This window comes from Micromonospora sp. C97, from assembly GCF_018070385.1.
Taxonomy (GTDB): domain Bacteria; phylum Actinomycetota; class Actinomycetes; order Mycobacteriales; family Micromonosporaceae; genus Micromonospora; species Micromonospora parva.
Map to the genome: position 1 here is coordinate 72,291 of NZ_JAGPXU010000027.1, position 21,443 is coordinate 93,733.

Here is a 21,443-nt window from a genome sequence, read left to right on the forward strand (position 1 = left end):
CCTCAGGCCGTGTACGGGTAGGTGGGTGCGCCGCTGGCAGTGGGCGGCGGCGACGCCGACTCCAGCAGCCGCTCGATCTCCTTGCCGTTGGCGCCGTTACGCGCCTCGGTGTCGCGGAACGCCTTGGCGATCTCCTCGGTGCCCTCCTTCAGCGCGGCGAGCTTCTGGGAGAGCGTCGTGAGGTGCGCTTCCATGTTCGCAGTGGAGGTCTCCAGGGCCCGCCACTGCATGACGGCGTCCTCGTACGCGCCGAACGGGGTGCCGTTCGGGACGGTCTGGGCGTTGTTGCTGTCGCCCTTCATCCGCGTCTTGATGCGTTCCATCTCGTATTTGATGGTGTCGTCGACGTACTGCCTGAGCCGCTCGACGTACGCTGCGGCGGCGTCCAGGTCCTCGACGCTGACGTGCAGATCGCCGATGCTCGGCGGCGGGATGCTCCCCATGCGATTCCTCCCCCGTCCCCGACCCGCCGGGTCGGTCCATGTCAGACGCAGCGTATCGAGTCTGACCTAGGCGGGGCAGCCCCAGCCACCACCACGTGGTACAGATGACGGCCGATCCCGGTGGGTCCGGTGCGGGCGACAGCGCGGCGAGGCCCTGACAACGCCAACGGGCCCGCGAGACGTGGGCCCGTTGGAAAACATGTCGGATGTGGAGGGTGGTCGGGCGCCGCCAGCCGGCGGCAGCCTGGTCAGGGGTGCGAGTGGCCCGACGGAACCTTCATGCCGTTGCCGCCCAGCGGCGTGAGCGGCAGCAGCTTCTTGCCGGTGGGGCCGATCTGGATCTCGGTGTCCATCGACGGGCAGACGCCGCAGTCGAAGCAGGGCGTCCACCGGCAGTCGTCCTGCTCGAACCCGCTCACCGAGTCCTGCCAGTCCTGCCAGAGCCAGTCCTTGTCCAGGCCCGAGTCGAGGTGGTCCCAGGGCAGGACCTCCAGCTCGTCGCGCTGACGGGTGGTGAACCAGTCGAGGTCCACCCCGTACGCGGGCAGCGTCTCGGCCGCCGCGTCCACCCACCGCTGGTACGAGAAGTGCTCGCTCCACCCGTCGAACCGGCCGCCGTTCTCCCAGACCTTGCGGATGACCGAGCCGACCCGGCGGTCACCCCTGGAGAGCAGCCCTTCGATGAGGGACGGCTCGCCGTCGTGGTAGCGGTAGCCAATGGCCCGGCCCAGCGAGCGGTCCGCGTTGATGGCCTGCTTGAGGATCTTGAGCCGGTGGTCGATGACCTCCGGACGGTCCATCGCCGCCCACTGGAACGGGGTGTGCGGCTTCGGCACGAACCCGCCGATCGAGACCGTGCAGCGGATGTCCTTGGAGCCGGTCGCGGCGCGGCCGGCCCTGATCACCTCGTGGGCCATCTCCGCGATCTCGAGGACGTCCTCGTCGGTCTCGGTGGGCAGGCCGCACATGAAGTAGAGCTTCACCTGTCGCCAGCCGTTGGTGTACGCGGTGACGACTGTCCGGATCAGGTCTTCCTTCGACACCATCTTGTTGATGACCTTGCGGATCCGCTCCGACCCGCCCTCCGGGGCGAAGGTCAGGCCGGTACGCCGACCATTGCGGGACAGCTCCTGCGCGAGGTCGATGTTGAAGGCGTCCACCCGGGTCGACGGCAGCGACAGCGAGACGTTCGTGCCCTCGTACTGCTGGGCGAGGCCGGAGCACATGTCGCCGATCTCGGAGTGGTCCGCCGAGGAGAGCGACAGCAGGCCGACCTCGGAGAAGCCGGAGAACTCCAGACCCTCGCGGACCATCTGCCCGACCGTGGTGATCGACCGCTCCCGCACCGGCCGGGTGATCATCCCGGCCTGGCAGAACCGGCAACCCCGGGTGCAGCCCCGGAAGATCTCCACCGCGTACCGCTCATGCACCGTCTCGGCCAGCGGCACGAGGGGCTTCTTCGGGTACGGCCAGGCGTCCAGGTCCATCGTCGTGCGCTTGTGCACCCGGAACGGCACGTCCGCCCGGTTCGGCACGACCCGCTGGATCCGGCCGTCGGGCAGGTAGTCGACGTCGTAGAAGCGCGGCACGTAGACGCTCTCGGTGCGGGCCAGCCGCAGCAGCAGCTCGTCGCGGCCACCCGGGGAGCCCTCGGCCTTCCACTCCCGGACGATCGCGGTGATCTCCAGGACCGCCTCCTCACCGTCGCCGAGCACCGCGGCGTCGATGAAGTCGGCGATCGGCTCCGGGTTGAACGCGGCGTGCCCACCGGCCACGATCACCGGGTCGGCGTCGGTGCGGTCGGCGGACAGCATCGGGATGCCGGCCAGGTCGATCGCGGTGAGCATGTTGGTGTAGCCCAGCTCGGTGGAGAAGGAGATGCCGAACACGTCGAAGCCGCGCACCGACCGGTGCGCGTCGACGGTGAACTGCGGCACGCCGTGCGTGCGCATCAGCGTCTCCAGGTCCGGCCAGACCGCGTACGTCCGCTCGGCGAGGGTGTCGGGCAGTTCGTTGAGCACCTCGTAGAGGATCTGCACGCCCTGGTTGGGCAGGCCCACCTCGTACGCGTCGGGATACATCAGCGCCCAGCGCACGGTGGCGGCGTCCCAGTCCTTCGTGACCGCACCCAACTCGCCACCGACGTACTGGATGGGCTTGGAGACCTGGGGCAGCAGCGGCTCGAGCTGGGACCACACGGAATTGGTCGCGGCCGCGCGCGGCGTCGTGGACGGGGCACTCATGATGCCCAAGGGTACGCGTTCGCCCGGCGCGGATCGCGCGCACGCCCGATCGGCGGTGGTGGCGGCGCGGTACTAACCTCGGATCGGCGCGAGAGGAGATTGCCGCGATGCCGGACCCCCAGCCGGGAGCACGGCCGGCCGACGGGAGCACCCCGGGCACCGAGCCGGAGCGGGACCCGGCGGTCGCCGACGAGCCGACCTCCCCACCCGAACCCCGGACCCAGCCGGACCGCTCGGAACAGCCGGACCCCTCGGACCAGCCGGACAAGCCGAAACCACCGACCCAGCCGGACCCCCCGGACCCCTCGGGCCAGCCGGACCCGCCGGACGAGCCGGAACCTGCCGCCACCGCGGAGGTCCCGGCGCCCAGGTGGAGCGGTTCGGCTCCGGTGCCGCCGCCGCTGCCCCGCCGGGCCGCCTGGGGCGAGTCGGCCGAGCCGACCCCTGTCCCGCCGGTCTCCGTCGGGCCGCCCGAGCACCAGACGCCCGTCGACCCGTGGGCCGGCGTGGACACCGGCGGCTGGGACCTGCCCTCCGCCGAGCTGCCGCCGCTGCCACCGACGTTGTCGTACCCGGCGCCGCCGGAGACCCGGCAGTGGTCCTCCGGGCCGCCCGCTCCCCCGGTCGGGCCGTATCCGGTGTCGCCGTCGGCCCCGATCGCACCGCGCGCCGTCGGACCTGTGGCGCCGCCGCCGGCCGCCCCGAGCGCGCCGCGAGCCGCCGGACCCATGGTGCCGGCCCGACCGATGTCGCCACCCGCGCCGCCGAAGGTGCCCAAGCAGCGCCGGGGCAAGCGGTTCACCGCGCCACCGCCCGCCCCGCCGCCGGGCTGGCAGGCGCCCAAGGGGTACGTGCCGGTCCCGGTCCGCCGACGACGCCGCTGGCCGTGGCTGCTGCTGCTCACGCTGGCCTGCTGCTGTGGCTGCCCCGCCTACTACGGGTTCCCGATCTCGGCCCAGTACCCGGCGCGGGCGGCACTGCCCGTCCAGGTGGACGACCTCAGCCTGCGCCAGGACAACCGCAGCACCGAGACCGCCAAGAAGTTGGAGAACGAGGTACGCAAGGAACACTGGCTGGCCGAGGACACCTTCGCCGGCGTCTACGCCACGACGAGCGGCAAGCGGGTGACGGTCTTCGGCGGCACCGGCTTCCGGTTCAGTCCGGAGTCGGACGCGGAGGCCGAGATCAGCCGGCTCACCGATCGGTACGCGCTGAGCGCCCCGGAGAGCGTGGACACCGGTGTCCGGGGCCGGCACGAACGATGCGCGGTGGGTAGCGCCGACGGCAGTGACGTGGTGGTCTGCACGTCGGTCGACCACGGCAGCATCGCCACCGGCGTGTTCACCCGACTCTCGGTGGCCGACAGCGCCGACCTGCTGGCCAGCCTGCGCGCCCAGATCGTGCAGCCCGAACGGGGCTGAGCCGTGCCCTCAGGCGTCGCGGGTCGGGTCCGGGTGGGCCCGCGGCGGGGCGTAGCGCGGCACGTACTCCTGGCCGGTGAGCTTCTGGATCTCACTCATCAGCTCGTCGGTCATCTGCCGTAGCGAGGTGCGATCGTCCGGCCGGCCGGTGAAGTCCAGCGGCTTGCCGAACCGGACCGTGATCTTGGCAGCGCCCGGCCGGGGCACCCGGGCGCCGATCGGCTGCGCCTTGTCCGTACCGATCATGCCGACCGGGATGATCGGCACGCCGGCCGAGATGGCCAGCCGGGCCGCGCCGGTACGCCCCCGGTAGAGCTTGCCGTCCGGCGAGCGGGTGCCCTCCGGGTAGACCACCACCAGGTCACCGCCCTTGAGCGCCGGGATCGCCGCGTCGAACGCGGACAGCGCCGCCCGACCGCCGGCCCGCTCGACCGGGATCGCGCCCAGGCCGGTGAGCACGAACTTGGAGATCGCGCCCTTCACGCCGGCGCCCTTGAAGTACTCCGACTTCGCCCAGAACGCCAGGTGCCGGGGCACGACGGTGCCGAGGAACAGCTCGTCGGCCACCGAGAGATGGTTGCCGGCGAAGATCGCGCCGCCGGTCTCCGGCACGTGTTCCAGACCCTCCACGGTCGGGCGGAACGCCACCCGCAGCGTGGGCGCCACGGTCAGCTTGCCGATGGTGTAGAGCAGGGGCACTGGTCCTCCGGCAGATGAGGTGCGAGCGGGCGGTGTCACGGTAGCGGACGCCGCCACACCCCGCAGACGGAGGTGCGGCGGCGTCCGCCCCGCGTGCTACGACCGGCGGACGGTGACCGTGACCCGCTCGCCCTCGCCGACCTCGCCGGCGAAGCCGTCGAGGCCCTCGGCGAAGTCCACCGAGTCGGCCAGGACCTCGCCGGCCACGAAGTCGAGGTACCCCGCCACCGCCGCGCGCACCTCGTCGGACGCCGACACCGACACCACGATCCGGTCCGAGACGTCCAGGTCGGCGTCCCGGCGGGCCTGCTGCACCACCCGCACCACGTCGCGGGCCAGCCCCTCGGCGGCCAGCTCCGGGGTGACGTCGGTGTCCAGCACCACCACGCCCTCGCCGCCGGGCAGCGGGGCGGAGTGCTCGGCGTCGGCCGCGATCAGGCGCAGCTCGTACTCGCCCTCGGCGAGGGTGACACCGGCGGCCACCGGGGCGCCGTCGACCAGCTCCCAGTCACCGGCCTTGACCGCCTTGATCACCTGCTGCACCTGCTTGCCGACGCGCGGGCCGAGGGCCCGGGGCACCACCGTCAACACCTGCTCGCAGTACGCGGACAGCTCCGCGCTGAACTCCACCGTCTTCACGTTGACCTCGTCGGCGACCAGGTCGGCGAACGGGCGCAACTGCTCCGCCGCCGGCGAGGCCACTGTCAGCGTCGACAGCGGCAGGCGCACCCGCAGCCCCTTGGCCTTGCGCAGCGACAGCGCCGCCGAGGCGACCGCCCGCACGTTGTCCATCGCGGCGACGAGGTCGTGGTCGGCCGGGAACTCCTCCGCCGAGGGCCAGTCGGTCAGGTGCACCGACCGCTCACCGGTGAGCCCACGCCAGATCTCCTCCGCGGTCAGCGGCGCGAGCGGCGCCACCACCCGGCAGAGCGTCTCCAGCACCATCGACAGGGTGTCGAACGCGTCGGCGTCACCGGACCAGAACCGGTCCCGGGACCGGCGCACGTACCAGTTGGTCAGCGCGTCCAGGTAGGACCGGACGGTGGCGCACGCGCCGGAGATGTCGTACGCGTCCATCTGCGCGCCGACCGTCGACACCAGCTCGTTCGTCTTCGCCAGGATGTACCTGTCGAGCAGATGGGTGGAGTCGGTGCGCCGCCGCGCCTGATACCCGTCGGCGTTGGCGTAGAGCGTGAAGAAGTACCAGACGTTCCACAGCGGCAGCAGCACCTGGCGTACCGCGTCGCGGATCAGCGTCTCGGTCACCGCCATGTCCCCGCCGCGCAGCACCGGCGACGACATCAGCATCCAGCGCATCGCGTCCGAGCCGTACGAGTCGAAGACGTGGTAGACGTCCGGGTAGTTGCGCAGGCTCTTGGACATCTTGCGCCCGTCCGAGCCGAGCAGGATGCCGTGGCTCAGGCAGTTGCGGAACGCCGGCCGGTCGAACAGCGCGGTGGCCAGCACGTGCATCGTGTAGAACCAGCCGCGGGTCTGCCCGATGTACTCGACGATGAAGTCACCCGGGTAGTGGTGCTCGAACCAGTCCGCGTTCTCGAACGGGTAGTGCACCTGGGCGAACGGCATCGAACCGGACTCGAACCAGCAGTCCAGCACCTCCGGCACCCGGCGCATCATCGACTGACCGCTCGGGTCGTCCGGGTTGGGGCGGACCAGGTCGTCCACTTCGGGCCGGTGCAGGTCGGTCAGGCGTACGCCGAAGTCCCGCTCGATGTCGGCGAGGGAGCCGTAGACGTCCAGGCGCGGGTAGTTCGGGTCGTCGGACTTCCACACCGGGATCGGCGAGCCCCAGAACCGGTTACGGCTGATCGACCAGTCCCGGGCGTTGGCCAGCCACTTGCCGAACGAGCCGTCCTTGATGTGCGCCGGCGTCCAGTTGATCTCCTGGTTCAGCTCGACCATCCGGTCCCGAAACTTCGTCACGGCGACGAACCACGACGAGACCGCCTTGTAGACCAGCGGGGTGTCACAGCGCCAGCAGTGCGGGTACGAGTGGGTGTAGGTGTCCTGCTTGAGCACCACCCCCCGGTCCTTCAGCTCCCGGATCACCGGCTTGTTGACGTCGAAGACCTGCTCACCCTGGTACGGCGGGACCAGCGCGGTGAACCGGGTGTGGTCGTCCACGGTGACGATGGTGGGGATGCCGGCGGCGTTGCAGACGTTCTGGTCGTCCTCACCGAAGGCCGGGGCCAGGTGCACGATCCCGGTGCCGTCCTCGGTGGTGACGAACTCCGCGCCGAGCACCTGGTAGGCGTTCTCCCCGGCCTGCTCGACGAGGAAGTCGAACAGCGGCGTGTAGCGGCGTCCGGCCAGGTCCCGGCCGTACACGGTGCCGACCTGCTCGAACCCGTCCAGTTCCTTGGCGTACGCGGCCAGCCGCGCCGCCCCGACCACGAACCGCTCGCCCTCGCGCTCCAGGACCGCGTACTCGATGTCGGGGCCGACGGCGAGCGCCAGGTTCGACGGCAGGGTCCACGGCGTGGTGGTCCAGACGCCCAGCTTGACCGGCCCGCGCACCAGCTCCGGGGCGGACTCGTCGGCGGTCAGCTCGAACCACACCGACAGGGTGGGGTCGTGCCGGTCCCGGTAGACGTCGTCCATCCGGGTCTCGGTGTTCGACAGCGGCGTCTCGCAGCGCCAGCAGTACGCCAGCACCCGGAAACCCTCGTAGATCAGACCCTTGTCGTGCAGGGTCTTGAAGGCCCACATGACGCTTTCCATGTAGTCCAGGTCGAGGGTCTTGTAGTCGTTGGTGAAGTCGACCCAGCGGGCCTGCCGGTTGATGTACCGCTCCCAGTCCTGGGTGAACTCCAGCACCGAGGTCCGGCAGGCCTCGTTGAACCGGGCCACGCCCAGGTCGATGATCTCCGCCTTGCTGGTGATGCCGAGCTGCTTCTCGGCCACCACCTCGGCGGGCAGGCCGTGGCAGTCCCACCCGAAGCGCCGCTCGACGTGCCGGCCGCGCATGGTCTGGTAGCGCGGCACCACGTCCTTGACGTAGCCGGTGAAGAGGTGACCGTAGTGCGGCAGACCGTTGGCGAACGGCGGGCCGTCGTAGAAGACGTACTCGTTCTTGCCGTCGGTGCCGGCGGGACGGGCCTCGACGCTGGCCTCGAAGGTCTTGTCGGCCGTCCAGTGCTCCAGCACCCGGCGCTCGACCGCGGGCAGGTCCGGGCTCGCCGGCACACCGGCGGCGGTCGGGTCGTGCAACGGATAGGCCATCGGGGGTCGCTCTCCTCGCAGCTCACTCAACGTGGGTCTGCGAGGACGAACCGTCCGGGTACGCCGACGACGGCGCTCCCGGGTGGCCCGCGGTACCACCCCGCTTGGCGGTCAGGATCGACCGCCCGCTCATTGCCGGCTGTGACGGGCCGCACCCGTCCGGTTCTACTGGGCCGGTCGCCCGGCTGTTCTTCCGGAGGCTCACCGGTGATGGCCGGGTCATCGCCTTACGGTGCTCAACGATACAAGACCCGCACCCCACCCCACCGCCGAGTGACGCGCGCTCCGGCACCCTAGGCTGACCGGGTGATCCGGATCGAGTTGGACGAGCCGACCCTGTCCCGCACCCGGATCGCCACCAGCCCGCTCTGGGAGGTGCTGACCAGCCTGTTCGTGCTGCACCGCCATCCGGTGCAGGCGCCCTGGCCGTACACCGCCTGGGCGCGGCACGCACGGCGGGTGCTCGACGAGGTGCCGGCGACCGCGCCGGCCCGGCTGCTGACCGTCGGCCTACCCGCACCGGACTTCCTCAGCCCGATCCCCACGTCGGCCGCGCCGACCCTGGCCGACCAGCTCGCCGAGCTGCGCGCGACGCCGGCTGAGGTGATCGCCGAGCAGATCCCCCACTACTACCAGCCGGACGACCTGCCGGAGTGGCTCCGCCCGTTCGTCACGGACCGGCGGGCCGCCCTGGAGCGACTCGCCGACGGCATCGAGGCGTACTGGGACGCGGCCATCGCACCGTGGTGGCCGGCGATGCAGGCGGCGCTGGACGAGGAGGTGCTGCACCGGGCCCGGGCGCTCGCCGCGTACGGTCCGGACGCGCTGCTGGCCGACCTGCACGAGCGGGTGCGCTGGGACAAGCCGGTGCTGACGCTGGTGAAGCCGTCGGAGCAGGAGTTCACGGCGGTGAACCAGCGGCTGCTGCTGATTCCCCTGGTCTTCGCGCAGGGAGCACTCATCTGCGCCACCGACCATCCGGAGATCATCGCCGTCTCCTACCAGGCGCGCGGGGCGGTGGTGCTCGCCGAGGGTGGGCCGACCTCGACGGCCCGGACGACACCGGTCACGGACCGGCTGGCGATGCTGGTCGGCCGAGGTCGTGCCCAGGTGCTGCGGGCGCTGGCGCGGCCAGCCACCACCGCTGGCCTCGCGGCCGCTCTGGGGCTCGCCCCGAGCACGGTGTCGGAGCAGCTCTCCGCGCTGCTGGCCGCCGGTGTGGTGCATCGTCGCCGGGTGGGCCGGCTGGTGTTGTACGGCCTGGAACCGGCCGGTCTGGCACTGGTACAGCTCGTCGGTGACGAGCCGGCGGACGTCTCGGCCTGAGCATTCGGCTCGATCCGAATCCGTTTCCCACCTTCCCCCGTGGCTCCTAACCTGCGGGTCACAGCGTCGTAAGGTCCAGGCGGTCCGCGGCGTCGACCTGACGGTCGGCAACGGGGAGCTGTTCGGCCTGCCCGGGCCGAACGGCGCTGGCAAGACCGGCACCCGACCCTTGTTGATCATGGAGTTGTCACCCCGCTCGACGGCTCGGGGTCACGGGGAGGGTGGCGTTCCGGAGCGAGGCGGCGTCAGAGAGCCGCCTTGACGCGTTGTGTGCCGCTCCCCAGAATTCAGCGAGTGGCCACGATAAGTTACGCCGAATACCGAGCGATGCGCCGGTTTCCTGCCCTCGACGGGCTCCGTGCGATCGCCGCGGTGATCGTCGTCGCCTTCCACTTCGGGGGGCCGCGATGGACCTGGCTGTCCGGCTGGGTCGGCGTCCAACTGTTCTTCGTGCTCTCCGGCTTCCTGATCACCACGCTGATGCTGCGCGAGGAGGAGTCGCGGGGGCGGGTGTCGCTGCGGTCCTTCTACGTCCGGCGCATCTTCCGGATCCTGCCGGTCTACCTGGTGGTGCTCGCCGCGACATACGCCCTCGCGCACCTCAACGGCGCCAGCGCGAGGCTGCGCGAGTCGATGCCGTTCTACCTGCTCATGGTCAACGAGTTCGCGCCGAACCAGGCGTTCCCGCACTCCTGGACGATCGCGATCGAGTGGAAGTTCTACCTGGTCTGGCCGCTGCTCGCCTTCGTGTTCGTCCGCACCGCGTTCCTGCGCCGGATGGCGGTGACGCTGCTGGCCATCGCCGCTCTGGTCGCGCTGATCCCGTTCGAGAAGGACTGGCCCTACTGGCCGATCCACTACGTGTCGATCCTGGTGGGTTGTCTGCTGGCGGTCGTCATGCACCACCCCCGGGGGTACGCGCTGTTCCGGCCGTTGACCCATCCGGTGGCGTCCCTCGCCGTACTCGTCGGGTTCGTCGCCGTGCACCTGTCGCTGCCGTACTGGCCGCCCGCCGAGGACGGTCACTCGGAGTTGATGATCGGCGTTTACGCGGTGGCGGTGGCGGTGCTGCTCCCGGCCATGCTGGCCTCGGGCCTGCCGACGAAGCTGCTCTCCTGGCGACCGCTGGTGTTCGTGGGCGAACGCTCCTACTCGCTGTACCTGGTGCAGTACCTCGCCATGACGACGGTGATCGCGTTGGTCCCGTCGTACGCCGGGCACAGCACCCGGTTGTTCGTCGCCACCACGGTGGTCGGTCTGCTCGCCGCCGATCTGCTCTACCGCTGGGTGGAGCAGCCGATGATCGGGGTGGGACGCCGGTTCTCCGGCCGGGGAAAGGTGGTCCCCGCCACACCGGCCGCCACGCCGACGTCCCCCGCGCCGACGACCCCCGAGCCCTCCATGTCGGCCGACTCCAACGAGCGGACGGTGCCCGCCCTGCCGGTCCTCACTCCCGGCGGCGACCGCCGCTGATCATGAGGTTGGCGGACGGCAGGTTGCCCAGTCCGCCCCGCCAACCTCACGATCAACGAGCTGTGGTCAGGGGGCCGGGAGGGTGGTGCTCCACAGCGAGGCGCCGTCCCGGTCGCGCAGGTGGACCGTCAGGGCCTCGGACTCACCGTCGATGGTGACCTCACCGAAGTGCTGGAAGCCCTCCGCCGGAGACGTGTTGGCCACCGGCGGCGCGTGCACGAAGGCCGCCCGGGGCCCGAACGTGCCGTCCAACGCGTTCGGGCCGAACGCGCCGGCGTGCGCCGGGCCGGAGACGAACTCCCAGAACGGGGTGAAGTCGCCGACCGCCGCGCGGGACGGGTCGTAGTGGTGCGCGGCGGAGTAGTGCACATCGGCGGTGAGGAAGACCATGCCGGTCACCCCGGCCCGGTGGGTGGCCCGCAGCACCTCGGCGAACTCCAGCTCCCGACCCGCCGGCGCACCCGGGTCGCCCTGCGCGACACCCTCCTGCGCGCCCGGACCGTCCGGCACCACCACTCCGATCGGCAGGTCGTTGGCGATCACCTTCCAGGTCGCCGTGGAGCGCTTCAGCTCCCGGATCAGCCACTCCCGCTGCTGCCGGCCGAGCAGACCACGCTTCGGGTCGGCGTACGTGTTGCCGTCGTTCGGGTCCTTGTGGGTGCGCATGTCGAGCACGAACACGTCAAGCGACGGCCCGTACGACAGCCGCCGGTACATCGGCCCGTCGACCGGCACCGGTAGCCACTCGTTGAACGCCTGGCGGGCCCGCGCGGCGAGCACGTCCACCCGCCGCTCGGTGTAGCGCGGGTCGTCCAGGATCTCGCCCGGGTACCAGTTGTTCAGGACCTCATGGTCGTCCCACTGGTTGATCTGCGGCACCGCCGCGGCGAACTCCCGCAGGTGCTCGTCGAGCAGGTTGTAGGCGAACTGCCCGCGATACTCGGCCAGCGTCTCGGCGACCTTGCTCTTCTCCGGTGTGACCAGGTTGCGCCAGATCCGCCCGTCGGGCAGCGTCACCGACTCGACCAGCGGGCCGTCGGCGTACACCGTGTCGCCGCTGCACAGGAAGAAGTCCGGTCGGGCCTGCCGCATCGCCCGGAAGATCGACATGCCGCCGAAGTCGGGGGCGATGCCCCAGCCCTGCCCGACCACGTCGCCGGTCCAGACGAACTTCACGTCACGTCGGCGGTGCCGTCCCGGCGCGGTGGTCAGCGTCCCGGTCAGCGGCTCGCTGACCACCCCGTGCCGATCCAGGCTCTCCACCCGCACCCGGTAGTGCAGCCGCTCGGCGTCCGGCAGGCCCCGCAGCCGGACCTTCCCGGTGAAGTCGCCGTTCGGGGTGAGCACCGGACCGCGCAGCTGACGCGCCCCCCGGAAGTCCGGTCGTCGGCTCACCTCGACCAGCATCCGGCCCGGCCGGTCGGCCCGCGTCCAGACCAGCGCCGAGTCCGCGGTCACGTCGCCGCTCTGCACCCCGTGGGTGAGCACCGGGCGCGCCGCCGGGCGCCAGGCCGGGGCGGCGTTCGCGCCGGCACCGCCCAGCAGCGCGCCGCCGGCGGCTCCGGCGCCGACCATCAGGCCGGTGCGCAGCAGGGTACGTCGATCAAGCTCGGTCATGCTTCCTCCCGATCATGGGTTGACCCCGTGGGTCTATCGGGCGGAGGTGACAGTGAGCGGCGGCCCGGGTGACGCGGACGCGAACGCCGGCCGTCGGTCGTCAGTCGCCCCCGATCGCCGCCGGCATGAGCGGGGTCACAGTCCCGGTTGTCACGCCCCGCCCGGCGCAACCGTCGTATGGGTGTCGGAACCGATCAGGAGGTAGTCGTGCAACGGATGAACCCGACCGAGGTCGTGCCGCAGGCGTACAAGGCCGTCCTCGGGTTGGAGAAGTACGTCCAGACGAACGTCGACCACACGGTGCTGGAGCTGGTGAAGCTCCGGGCGTCGATGATCAACGGGTGCGCGTACTGCGTGGACATGCACAGCCGGGACGCGCTCGCCGGCGGCGAATCGAGCCGGCGGCTGTTCGCGGTCGCCACCTGGCGCGAGTCGCCCTTCTTCGACGAGCGGGAACGGGCCGCGTTGGCCCTCACCGACGCGGTCACCCGGCTCGGCGAGCACGGGGTGCCGGACGAGGTGTGGGATGACGCCGCGAAGGTCTGGTCGGAGAAGGAACTGGCCGACCTGGTCATCGCGATTGCCACAATCAACGTGTGGAATCGGATCGGGGTGACGATGCGGCTGGAGCCTCCGGCCCAGGCGTGACCACCCAGGCGGCAGCAGAGGCGGCCGGTGCGCTCGAGGCGCACCGGCCGATGCTGCTTGGGCTCGCGTACCGGCTGCTCGGCAGCCTGCACGACGCGGAGGACGTGCTCCAGGAGGCGTACCTGCGCTGGCTGGGTGTGGACCGGGCACGGGTCGACGAGCCGCGCCGGTACCTGTCCCGGGTGGTCACCCGGTTGGCAGTGGACCGCCTACGCGCCCGGCAGGCGGCCCGCGAGACGTACGTGGGCACGTGGCTGCCCGAGCCGGTGCCGACCGCGCCCTCGCCGTTCGGGCCGTTGGACCGGGTGGAGCTGCGCGACTCGCTCTCCACCGCGTTGCTGCACGTCCTGGAGCGGCTCACCCCGCCGGAGCGGGCGGTGTACGTCCTGCACACGGCCTTCGACCTGCCGTACGCGGAGATCGCCGAGATCCTGGACCGGTCCGTCGCCGACTGCCGGCAGCTGTACCACCGGGCGACCGCCCGGGTACGCCAGGAGCAGCGCCGGTTCACCGCCAGCCGCCCGGAGCGGGAGCGGCTGCTGACCGCGTTCCTCGCCGCCGCCCGCGACGGCGACCTGGCCACCCTCACCGACCTGGTGGCCGCCGACGCCACCGCCTGGAACGACGGCGGCGGCCGGGCCCGGGCCGCCCTGAACCCGGTCACCGGCGCGGACCGGATCGCCCGGTTCTACGCCGGGGTCTACGGCCCACGTCATCAGGTGACCATGGAGCCGATCGAACTCAACGCGGAACCCGCGGTGCTGGTCACCCGCGCGGACGGCAGCCGGTACACGCTGACCATCGCCGCGGCCGACGGACGGATCACCGGGATCTACGTGATCGGCAACCCGGCGAAGGTGCCGGCGACCGGCTGAATTCGGGCGTCAGTGGTGCCGGAGGCCCGTCAGTGGTGTCGGGCCCCCGGCCGGTGGGGCGTCAGCCCAGCTCGGGGAACCAGAGCGCGATCTCGCGCTTGGCGCTGTCCGTCGAGTCGGAGGCGTGCACGAGGTTCTCCCGGTTGGACAGCGACAGGTCACCGCGGATGGTGCCGGCGGCGGCCTTGCGCCCGTCGGTGGCCCCGACCAGCCCACGGACCACGTCGATGACCTGGTCGCCGGAGAGCACCAGGGCGACCAACGGGCCGCTGGTCATGAAGTCCTTCAGCGGCGGGTAGAACGCCTTGTCGACGTGCTCGGCGTAGTGCTCGTCGGCGAGCGCGGCGTCCATCGTCCGGTGCACCATCGCGTCGATCCGCAGCCCCTTGCGCTCGAAGCGGGAGAGGACCTCGCCGACCAGGCCGCGGCGAACCGCGTCGGGCTTGATCAGAACGAGGCTGCGCTCTTCCGGGCTGTTGCTGGACACGCTGGGTTCCTCCTGTACGCGCTTCACGCTCGGGGTCGGTACGGTCAGCCTAGCGACCCGGCCCCGGCGTCGGCGCGGCGGCCGGTCTTTCCCCCGGTGGCCGATCCGGCCTAGCCTGGTCCTGACCCCCGGGAGGTCCACTGTGGCGAATGGCGGGAACCGACCCATCGCGCCGGTACGCAAGCTGATCGGCGCGGTGCTGGGCACCGTTGCCACGTTCGTCGTCCTCTTCGGCCTGGGCATGACCAGTTGGGCCATCGTGGCTCTCGGGGTCGCCCTGCTGGTGCTGGCGATCGCGCTGGCGACCGTACGCGGCGGCGGGCGTACCTGGGTGGTCGGCGTCGGGCACGTGCACAGCGCCTCGGAACCACCCACGCAGTACGCGTTCGGCCGCTGCGAACTCCAACTGGTGCTCGACGCCCCGGGTCTGCCGCCCCGGTCCAAGAAGATCATCGAGCCGAGGGTGCCGGTCTCCAAGTGGCCGTCGCTGGGCCAGACCCTGCCGATCCGGGTCGCGTTGGACGACCAGCGGCACGTCAAGGTCCTCTGGGACGAGGTGCCGACCCACGCCGAGACCGCCGCCGCCGTCGCCGACCTCCCGCCGGAGTTCGCCGACGCGGAGGCGATGGACGAGGTGCTGATCCAGCAGGACGCGCCGCCGTGGGCCGACCGCGCACCGGACGACGACTTCCGCGAGGACTTCCGTGACCCGGTCGGTGACCCGTTCCGGGACCCGCTCGGTGACCCTGTGCGCGCCGACCCGCTGCGCACCGACTCCCGGCGTGACGATCTCCGGCGTGACGACGCGGGCGTCGTGGCCGAGGAACGCGAGCCCGTGGTGATGCACCAGAGCCCGGGCGGCCCGGTGGTGTTGGAGGGCGTCGTCGTCGAACCGCAGGCCGGCGGGCTGCCACGGCGGGCCACCCCAGCCCCCCGCTCACCCGCCGAGGAGCGCTTCGACGAACCCGTCGCGGACCGGTTCGACGCCACGGAGGACGACACTGTCATCCCGCCCTCCGACGACACCGTCGACCCGCCGGCGCAGCGCTTCGACCCGCCGCCCGCGCAGCGGTCCGGCCCCGGTGCGGCCGACCCGTTGGACCCGCTCGACCTTCCGCTGGACGATCCCTCCCCGGCCGGTGCCGCACCCGAGACGGTGACCGACGAGGAGTTCGACCGGGCGATCTTCGGGTTCGCCGCCGACTCGGCAGCGGATCCCGCCGCACCGATCAGCGGGGTGGGCCTCACCCTCCTGGTCACCGACCTGTCCCGGTCGCTCGGCTTCTACCGCGACGTGCTCGGCTTCAGCGAGGTCGACCAGGGCGCCCACAACGCCGTCCTCGCCTCCGGGGCGACCCGGATCGTGCTGCGCGAGGTGACCGGGGCGGCGCCCATCAGCCGCCGCCTCGTGCACGTCAACCTCGAGGTCAACGACATCGAGGCCGCGTACGAACGGTTGCGCGGGTCGGGCGTCCGCTTCACGTACGCGCCCCGGGTGGTCAACCGGGGCACCAAGCTGGAGGGCTGGGCGGCGGCCTTCCGTGACCCGGACGGCCACGGTGTCGCCCTCACCCAGTGGCGCGAACGCGCCGACGCCTGACCCGGCCCGCTCCCGCCTCCGGGCGTCGCCGACGGGTCGTCCTCAGCCGAGGATGACGCGGCGAACATGCAACGCGTACGCCCAGACCAGGGCGAAGATGATGCCCAGCCCGAGCAGCGACCAGTGCAGCAGACCGCCCAGCAGCAGCAGGCCCTGCAGCACGGTGCCGGCGTTCCAGGCCCACGGGCGGCGCATCATGCCGGCGAGCACCACGGCGGCCACCGCCAACGCCACCACCGCGCCGATCGCGGCGCCGCCGAGGTCACCGCCGACCACCCGGATCGGCTGGATCGCCAGCAGCAGCACCAGCGCCTCCAGGCTGAGCGTGCCCGCACCGAGACCGCGTACCGCCCGCTCCGGGTTGCGCAACCCGGAGCGCCGTGGCTGCCCGGCCGTGGGCTGCTCCCCCACCGGCGGCTCGACCGGCGGACCGGTCGGGTCCTCGGCGGTGTGCGGGTCCCGCTCCGGGCTGGTCATCGCTTCAGCAGCCGGCGCGCGTCGGCGACAGTCACCACGGACCCAGTGACCAGCACCCCGACCCCGCTCAGCTCACCGGGGACGTCCTCCTCGGCCATCGCCACCGCCAGCTCGATCGCATCCGGCATCTCCTCGGCCGAGGCCACCCGCTCCTCGCCGAAGATCTCGGCGGCCAGCGCGGCCAGCTGTTCCGTCGGCATCGCCCGTGGCGAGCTGTTGCGGGTGACCACCACCTGGTCGACCACCGGCTCCAGCAGCTCCAGCAGCCCTTCCGCGTCCTTGTCGGCGAGGACGCCGAGCACGGCGACCAGCTTGCTGAACGCGAACTCCTCCTGGAGCGCGGTGACGGTGGCCTTCATGCCGTGCGGGTTGTGCGCCCCGTCCAGCAGGACGGTCGGGGCGTTACGGACCCGCTCCAGCCGGCCCGGGGAGCTGGTCGAGGCGAAACCCTCCCGGACCGCCTCGATGTCGAGCTGACGTCGAGCCCCCGCACCCAGGAACGCCTCCACCGCGGCGAGCGCCACCGCCGCGTTCTGCGCCTGGTGGGCGCCGTGCAGCGGGATGAACACGTCGTCGTACACGCCACCCAGGCCCTGGAGGCGCAGCACCTGACCGCCGACCGCGACCGCCCGACCGAGCACGCCGAACTCGCCGCCCTCCCGGGCGATGGTGGCCCCGACCTCGGCGCAGCGTTCGAGCAGCGGGCCCGCCGCTTCCTCCTCCTGCGCTGCCGCGATCACGGTGGCGCCCGGGTGGATGATGCCGGCCTTGGCCAACGCGATGTCCTGGAGCGTGTCGCCGAGCCACTCGGTGTGGTCCAACCCGATCGGGGTGATCACACAGACCCCGGCCTGGAGAACGTTCGTGGCGTCCTCGGCACCGCCGAGACCGACCTCGACAACCGCGATGTCGACCGGCGCGTCGGCGAACGTCGCGAACGCCAGGGCGGTGGTCATGTCGAAGTACGTCAGCGGCTCGTCCGACCGCGCGTCGACCAGCTCGGCCAGCGGTTTGATCTCCTGATACACCGCCGCGAACCGCTCCTCGCTGACCGGTTCCCCGTCCAGGCTGATCCGCTCCCGCACGGTCTCCAGGTGCGGGCTGGTGTAGCGGCCGGTGTGCAGCCCGAACGCCCGCAACAGCGAGTCGATCATCCGCGCGGTGGACGTCTTACCGTTGGTGCCGGTCAGGTGGATCGCGGGGTACGCCCGCTGCGGGCTGCCGAGCAGGTCGAGCAGCGACTCGATCCGGTCCAGCTCGAAGACCATGCGGGTGAAACCGCGGGCGTTCAGCTCGGCTTCGACGGCGGCGAAATCGGTACGGTCGGTCACGAGGGCAGTGTCTCCAGAGCAGCGTCGATCCGGACCAGGTCGGCCTCGGCGGTGGCGAGCCGGTCGCGGATCTTCGCGACCACCGGCTCGGGGGCCTTCCCGATGAAGGCCGGGTTGCCGAGCTTCGCCCGGGCCTGCGCGGCCTCCTTCTCGGCCGCCGCGCGGTCCTTGGTCAGCCGGGCCCGCTCGGCGGCCACGTCGATCGACCCCCGCGTGTCCAACGCGACACCGACCGCGCCGGGCATGGCCAGCGTGGCGCTGGCCTGGAAGTCGTCACCGGCCGGGTCCAGCCGGACCAGCGAACGGATCAGCGGCTCGTGGGCCGCGATACCCGCACCGGACAGCCCGTCCAGCCGGGCGGCCACCCGCTGCGTGGGACGCAGCCCCTGGTCGGAACGGAACCGGCGGATCTCGGTGACCACCCGCTGCACGCCGAGCAGCTCGGCCTCGGCGGCGTCGTCGACCAGCGACCGGTCGGCCACCGGCCAGGCGGCGGCCTGCACCGTCTCGCCGCCGGTCAGCGCGAGCCACAACTCCTCGGTGACGAACGGAATCACCGGGTGCAGCAGCCGCAGCAGCTGGTCGAGCACATGCCCGAGCACCCGACGGCTGGCCTCGGCCCGCTCGCCGCCCTCGGCGAGCACCGGCTTGCTCAGCTCGACGTACCAGTCGCAGACGTCGTCCCACGCGAAGTGGTACAGCAGGTCGCACACCTTGGCGAACTCGTACGCCTCGAACTGTTCGTCGACCTCGGCGGTGACGTGCGCCAACCGGGACAGGATCCACCGATCGACGGTGGAGAGCTGCTCGGTCGGGGGCAGGTCACCCGTGGTGTGGGCGCCGTTCATCAGCGCGAACCGGGTGGCGTTCCAGAGCTTGTTGCAGAAGTTGCGCGAGCCCTGGCACCACTCCTCGCTCACCGGGACGTCCTGGCCGGGGTTCGCGCCCCGGGCCAGGGTGAACCGGGTGGCGTCGGCGCCGTACCGGTCGATCCAGTCCAGCGGGTCGACCACGTTGCCGAACGACTTCGACATCTTCTTGCCGAACTGGTCGCGCACCATGCCGTGCAGCGCGACCACGTCGAAGGGCGGCCGGCCGTCCATCGCGTAGAGGCCGAACATCATCATCCGGGCGACCCAGAAGAACAGGATGTCGTACCCGGTGACCAGCACGCTGGTCGGGTAGAACTTCGCCAGGTCCGGGGTCTGCTCGGGCCAGCCCAGTGTGGAGAACGGCCACAGGCCGCTGGAGAACCAGGTGTCCAGGACGTCCTCGTCCTGGTGCCAGCCCTCGCCGGTCGGCGGCGCCTCGTCCGGGCCGACGCAGACGATCTCACCGGCCGGGCCGTACCAGACCGGGATGCGGTGCCCCCACCACAGCTGGCGGGAGATGCACCAGTCGTGCATGTTGTCGACCCAGGCGAAGTAGCGCTTGGCCAGCTCGGCCGGCTCGATGCGGACCCGGCCGTCGCGCACCGCGTCACCCGCGGCCTGGGCCAGCGGGGCGGTGTTGACGAACCACTGCAACGACAGCCGCGGCTCGACGGTGGTCTTGCACCGCGAGCAGTGCCCGACGGCGTGCACGTACGGGCGCTTCTCGGCGACGATCCGGCCCTGCTCCCGCAGCGCTGCCACGATCGCCGGGCGCGCCTCGAACCGGTCCAGCCCTTCGAACGGGCCGGGGACGGTGATCACACCCCGCTCGTCCATCACAGTCAGCGCGGGCAGGTCGTGCCGCTGGCCGATCTCGAAGTCGTTCGGGTCATGGGCCGGGGTCACCTTGACCATGCCGGTGCCGAAGGACGGGTCGACGTGCGCGTCGGCGACGATCGGGATCCGACGGCCGGTCAGCGGCAGCTCGACCTCGGTGCCGATCAGGTGCTGGTAGCGCTCGTCGTCGGGGTGCACCGCCACGGCGGTGTCGCCGAGCATCGTCTCGGCCCGGGTGGTGGCCACCACGACCTCGTCGCTGTAGCGGATCGAGATCAGCTCGCCGTCGTCGTCGGTGTGCTCGACCTCGATGTCGGAGAGTGCCGTGAGGCACCGCGGACACCAGTTGATGATCCGGTTGGCCCGGTAGATGAGGCCGTCGTCGAAGAGCTTCTTGAAGATCGTCTGGACGGCGCGGCTCAGCCCCTCGTCCATGGTGAAGCGCTCGCGGTCCCAGTCGACGGAATCGCCGAGGCGGCGCATCTGACCGAGGATCGCCCCACCGGACTCGGCCTTCCACTGCCAGACCCGCTCGACGAACTTCTCCCGACCGAGGTCATGTCGGGACAGCCCCTCGGCGGCGAGCTGACGCTCGACCAGGTTCTGGGTGGCGATGCCGGCGTGGTCCATCCCGGGCAGCCACAGCGCCTCAAAACCCTGCATCCGCTTGCGACGGGTCAACGCGTCCATCAGCGTGTGCTCGAACGCGTGGCCCATGTGCAGAGAGCCGGTGACGTTCGGCGGCGGGATGACGATGGTGAAGGGGGGCTTGTCGCTGTCGGCGGAGGCCCGGAAGTGCCCGCCGGCTACCCACTGCTCGTACCGTCGCTGCTCTACCTCACCGGGCTGATACTGGCCGGCAAGGGTCGGGGCGTCGGGGCGTCGGGCATCCAGTCTCTCGGTCACCGGACAAGTCTACGGAGCGCTTCCGCAGACCTGACGTGCGCCACCTGCCGTTCGCGTACGGTGTCGGCTATGTCCGACGCACATCTCACCCAGCGGTCGCTCGACGGCGGCCGTGAGCCGGTCGAGCTGACCGAAGAGCCGATCCAGCTGAGCACCCGAGACTCCGGGGGCGATCCCGACGAGCGATCCGGTGGCTGGTCCCGCCGCCGCAAGATCGCTTGGGGGGCCGCGCTGGTGGTCGGTCTCGCCGGTGCCGGGGTGCTCGGTGTCGCTGGGTGGCGGGTGTCGCAGCAGAAGGACACCCAACTGACCTCACCCGATCAGGTGGTGGGCCTGACCCGCGACGACAGCGAGCGGGCGAAGAGCACCGCCGACTATCTGCGCAGCGGCCTGGCGGCGAACATCGAACTGGACCGCAGTTTCGGCACCGTCTACCGCGACCCGGCCGACGAGAAGCGCTCGGTGCTCATCTTCGGCGGCACCACCCTGCTCTGGCAGCCGGAACGCGACCTGGACAGCCTCTTCCGCCTGATGTCGGACGAGACCGGTGCGGTGAACGGGCTGCGCGAGCTGCCCGCGGGCGACCTCGGCGGCGTGCTGAAGTGTGGCAGCACCAGCGGCGAGGGAGGGGACTTCGCGGTGTGCGGTTGGGCCGACCACGGCAGCGTGGTCATGGCGATGTTCCCGGGCCGGTCGGTCAATGACGCCGGCGACCTGCTGCGCGACCTCCGCGACGGCATGCAGACCCGAAACTGACCCGCACCGGTCGGCGCCCAGTTCACGGAAAACGAGCAGACGCAGAAAAGGCCACCCCGGGTGGGGTGGCCTTTTCTGAAAGATTGTCCGGCGGCGTCCTACTCTCCCACACCCTCACGAGTGCAGTACCATCGGCGCTGGAGGGCTTAGCTTCCGGGTTCGGAATGTAACCGGGCGTTTCCCCTCCGC

16 protein-coding genes and 1 rRNA gene are annotated in these 21,443 nt (G+C 71.4%); 7 read left to right on the forward strand and 10 right to left on the reverse strand.

The window, feature by feature from the left end:
* Window positions 1-2: 2 nt before the first annotated feature.
* Both KBX26_RS26480 and KBX26_RS26485 read right to left on the reverse strand, forming a co-directional pair.
* Entirely contained in the window at window positions 3-443 is a 441-nt protein-coding gene (locus tag KBX26_RS26480; RefSeq protein ID WP_030336567.1) for a hypothetical protein, read from the reverse strand.
* Between the two features lie 248 nt (window positions 444-691).
* Entirely contained in the window at window positions 692-2,686 is a 1,995-nt protein-coding gene (locus KBX26_RS26485) for a TIGR03960 family B12-binding radical SAM protein (RefSeq protein WP_030336569.1), read from the reverse strand.
* 107 nt (window positions 2,687-2,793) lie between these two features.
* Here KBX26_RS26485 and KBX26_RS32540 point away from each other — a divergent pair, with 107 nt between their 5' ends.
* Window positions 2,794-4,107: a hypothetical protein gene (locus tag KBX26_RS32540; protein WP_247681079.1), complete on the forward strand. Its 1,314-nt coding sequence runs from the start codon at window positions 2,794-2,796 to the stop codon at window positions 4,105-4,107.
* A 9-nt stretch (window positions 4,108-4,116) separates the two neighbouring features.
* On the opposite strand, the gene KBX26_RS26495 is transcribed toward KBX26_RS32540, so the two are convergent.
* On the reverse strand, window positions 4,117-4,806 hold the full coding sequence (locus tag KBX26_RS26495) for a 1-acyl-sn-glycerol-3-phosphate acyltransferase (RefSeq protein ID WP_030336572.1): 690 nt from the start codon (window positions 4,804-4,806) through the stop codon (window positions 4,117-4,119).
* Between the two features lie 96 nt (window positions 4,807-4,902).
* Window positions 4,903-8,049, reverse strand: a complete 3,147-nt coding sequence (gene ileS, locus KBX26_RS26500) for an isoleucine--tRNA ligase (RefSeq protein WP_210866640.1) — start codon at window positions 8,047-8,049, stop codon at window positions 4,903-4,905.
* Between the two features lie 306 nt (window positions 8,050-8,355).
* Here ileS and KBX26_RS33080 point away from each other — a divergent pair, with 306 nt between their 5' ends.
* Both KBX26_RS33080 and KBX26_RS26510 read left to right on the forward strand, forming a co-directional pair.
* Window positions 8,356-9,375, forward strand: a complete 1,020-nt coding sequence (locus tag KBX26_RS33080) for an ArsR family transcriptional regulator (RefSeq protein WP_210866641.1) — start codon at window positions 8,356-8,358, stop codon at window positions 9,373-9,375.
* Window positions 9,376-9,669: 294 nt separating this feature from the next.
* A complete protein-coding gene (locus KBX26_RS26510) occupies window positions 9,670-10,848 on the forward strand; it encodes an acyltransferase (protein WP_210861980.1) in 1,179 nt (392 codons plus the stop codon).
* Between the two features lie 66 nt (window positions 10,849-10,914).
* Here the strand turns inward: KBX26_RS26510 and KBX26_RS26515 are convergent, their stop codons facing one another.
* Window positions 10,915-12,465 carry an alkaline phosphatase gene (locus KBX26_RS26515; RefSeq protein WP_210866642.1) on the reverse strand — a complete coding sequence of 517 codons (1,551 nt, stop codon included), beginning with the start codon at window positions 12,463-12,465 and terminating at the stop codon, window positions 10,915-10,917.
* Window positions 12,466-12,681: 216 nt separating this feature from the next.
* Here KBX26_RS26515 and KBX26_RS26520 point away from each other — a divergent pair, with 216 nt between their 5' ends.
* Window positions 12,682-13,113: a carboxymuconolactone decarboxylase family protein gene (locus tag KBX26_RS26520; RefSeq protein ID WP_247676182.1), complete on the forward strand. Its 432-nt coding sequence runs from the start codon at window positions 12,682-12,684 to the stop codon at window positions 13,111-13,113.
* Complete coding sequence (gene sigJ / locus KBX26_RS26525) at window positions 13,110-13,988, forward strand: RNA polymerase sigma factor SigJ (protein WP_307857913.1); 879 nt, start codon at window positions 13,110-13,112, stop codon at window positions 13,986-13,988. Before KBX26_RS26520 ends, sigJ begins: the two co-directional genes overlap by 4 nt.
* Before the next feature lie 61 nt (window positions 13,989-14,049).
* On the opposite strand, the gene ndk is transcribed toward sigJ, so the two are convergent.
* On the reverse strand, window positions 14,050-14,475 hold the full coding sequence (gene ndk, locus KBX26_RS26530) for a nucleoside-diphosphate kinase (RefSeq protein ID WP_210866643.1): 426 nt from the start codon (window positions 14,473-14,475) through the stop codon (window positions 14,050-14,052).
* Window positions 14,476-14,617: 142 nt separating this feature from the next.
* Between ndk and KBX26_RS26535 the strand changes: the two genes are divergently transcribed.
* Window positions 14,618-16,075, forward strand: coding sequence for a VOC family protein (locus KBX26_RS26535; protein WP_210866644.1), 1,458 nt, complete (start codon window positions 14,618-14,620; stop codon window positions 16,073-16,075).
* 42 nt (window positions 16,076-16,117) lie between these two features.
* Here KBX26_RS26535 and KBX26_RS26540 read toward each other — a convergent pair whose 3' ends face one another.
* The 3 genes from KBX26_RS26540 to KBX26_RS26550 are packed head-to-tail and all read right to left on the reverse strand — an operon-like array spanning window position 16,118 to window position 20,498.
* Window positions 16,118-16,552 (reverse strand): DUF4233 domain-containing protein, encoded by a 435-nt coding sequence (locus KBX26_RS26540; RefSeq protein ID WP_030336590.1) that lies wholly within the window; start codon window positions 16,550-16,552, stop codon window positions 16,118-16,120.
* Entirely contained in the window at window positions 16,549-17,883 is a 1,335-nt protein-coding gene (locus KBX26_RS26545; RefSeq protein ID WP_030336592.1) for a folylpolyglutamate synthase/dihydrofolate synthase family protein, read from the reverse strand. The genes KBX26_RS26540 and KBX26_RS26545 overlap by 4 nt, the downstream gene beginning before the upstream one ends.
* The gene (locus KBX26_RS26550; protein ID WP_030336593.1) at window positions 17,880-20,498 is read right to left on the reverse strand and encodes a valine--tRNA ligase; all 2,619 of its coding nucleotides are present in this window, start codon (window positions 20,496-20,498) and stop codon (window positions 17,880-17,882) included. The genes KBX26_RS26545 and KBX26_RS26550 overlap by 4 nt, the downstream gene beginning before the upstream one ends.
* Window positions 20,499-20,567: 69 nt before the next feature.
* Here KBX26_RS26550 and KBX26_RS26555 point away from each other — a divergent pair, with 69 nt between their 5' ends.
* Window positions 20,568-21,254, forward strand: coding sequence for a hypothetical protein (locus KBX26_RS26555; RefSeq protein ID WP_210866645.1), 687 nt, complete (start codon window positions 20,568-20,570; stop codon window positions 21,252-21,254).
* Between the two features lie 85 nt (window positions 21,255-21,339).
* On the opposite strand, the gene rrf is transcribed toward KBX26_RS26555, so the two are convergent.
* Window positions 21,340-21,443: ribosomal RNA gene (gene rrf / locus KBX26_RS26560) — 5S ribosomal RNA — on the reverse strand; the annotation flags it as partial.

What these genes read in the sequence shown, in the direction of transcription:
- KBX26_RS26480 (WP_030336567.1), bottom strand. Translation starts at nt 443, where the DNA reads ATGGGGAGCATCCCGCCGCCGAGCATCGGCGATCTGCACGTCAGCGTC.
- KBX26_RS26485 (WP_030336569.1), bottom strand. Translation starts at nt 2,686, where the DNA reads ATGAGTGCCCCGTCCACGACGCCGCGCGCGGCCGCGACCAATTCCGTG.
- KBX26_RS32540 (WP_247681079.1), top strand. Translation starts at nt 2,794, where the DNA reads ATGCCGGACCCCCAGCCGGGAGCACGGCCGGCCGACGGGAGCACCCCG.
- ileS (WP_210866640.1), bottom strand. Translation starts at nt 8,049, where the DNA reads ATGGCCTATCCGTTGCACGACCCGACCGCCGCCGGTGTGCCGGCGAGC.
- KBX26_RS26515 (WP_210866642.1), bottom strand. Translation starts at nt 12,465, where the DNA reads ATGACCGAGCTTGATCGACGTACCCTGCTGCGCACCGGCCTGATGGTC.
- KBX26_RS26520 (WP_247676182.1), top strand. Translation starts at nt 12,682, where the DNA reads ATGAACCCGACCGAGGTCGTGCCGCAGGCGTACAAGGCCGTCCTCGGG.
- KBX26_RS26540 (WP_030336590.1), bottom strand. Translation starts at nt 16,552, where the DNA reads ATGACCAGCCCGGAGCGGGACCCGCACACCGCCGAGGACCCGACCGGT.
- KBX26_RS26555 (WP_210866645.1), top strand. Translation starts at nt 20,568, where the DNA reads ATGTCCGACGCACATCTCACCCAGCGGTCGCTCGACGGCGGCCGTGAG.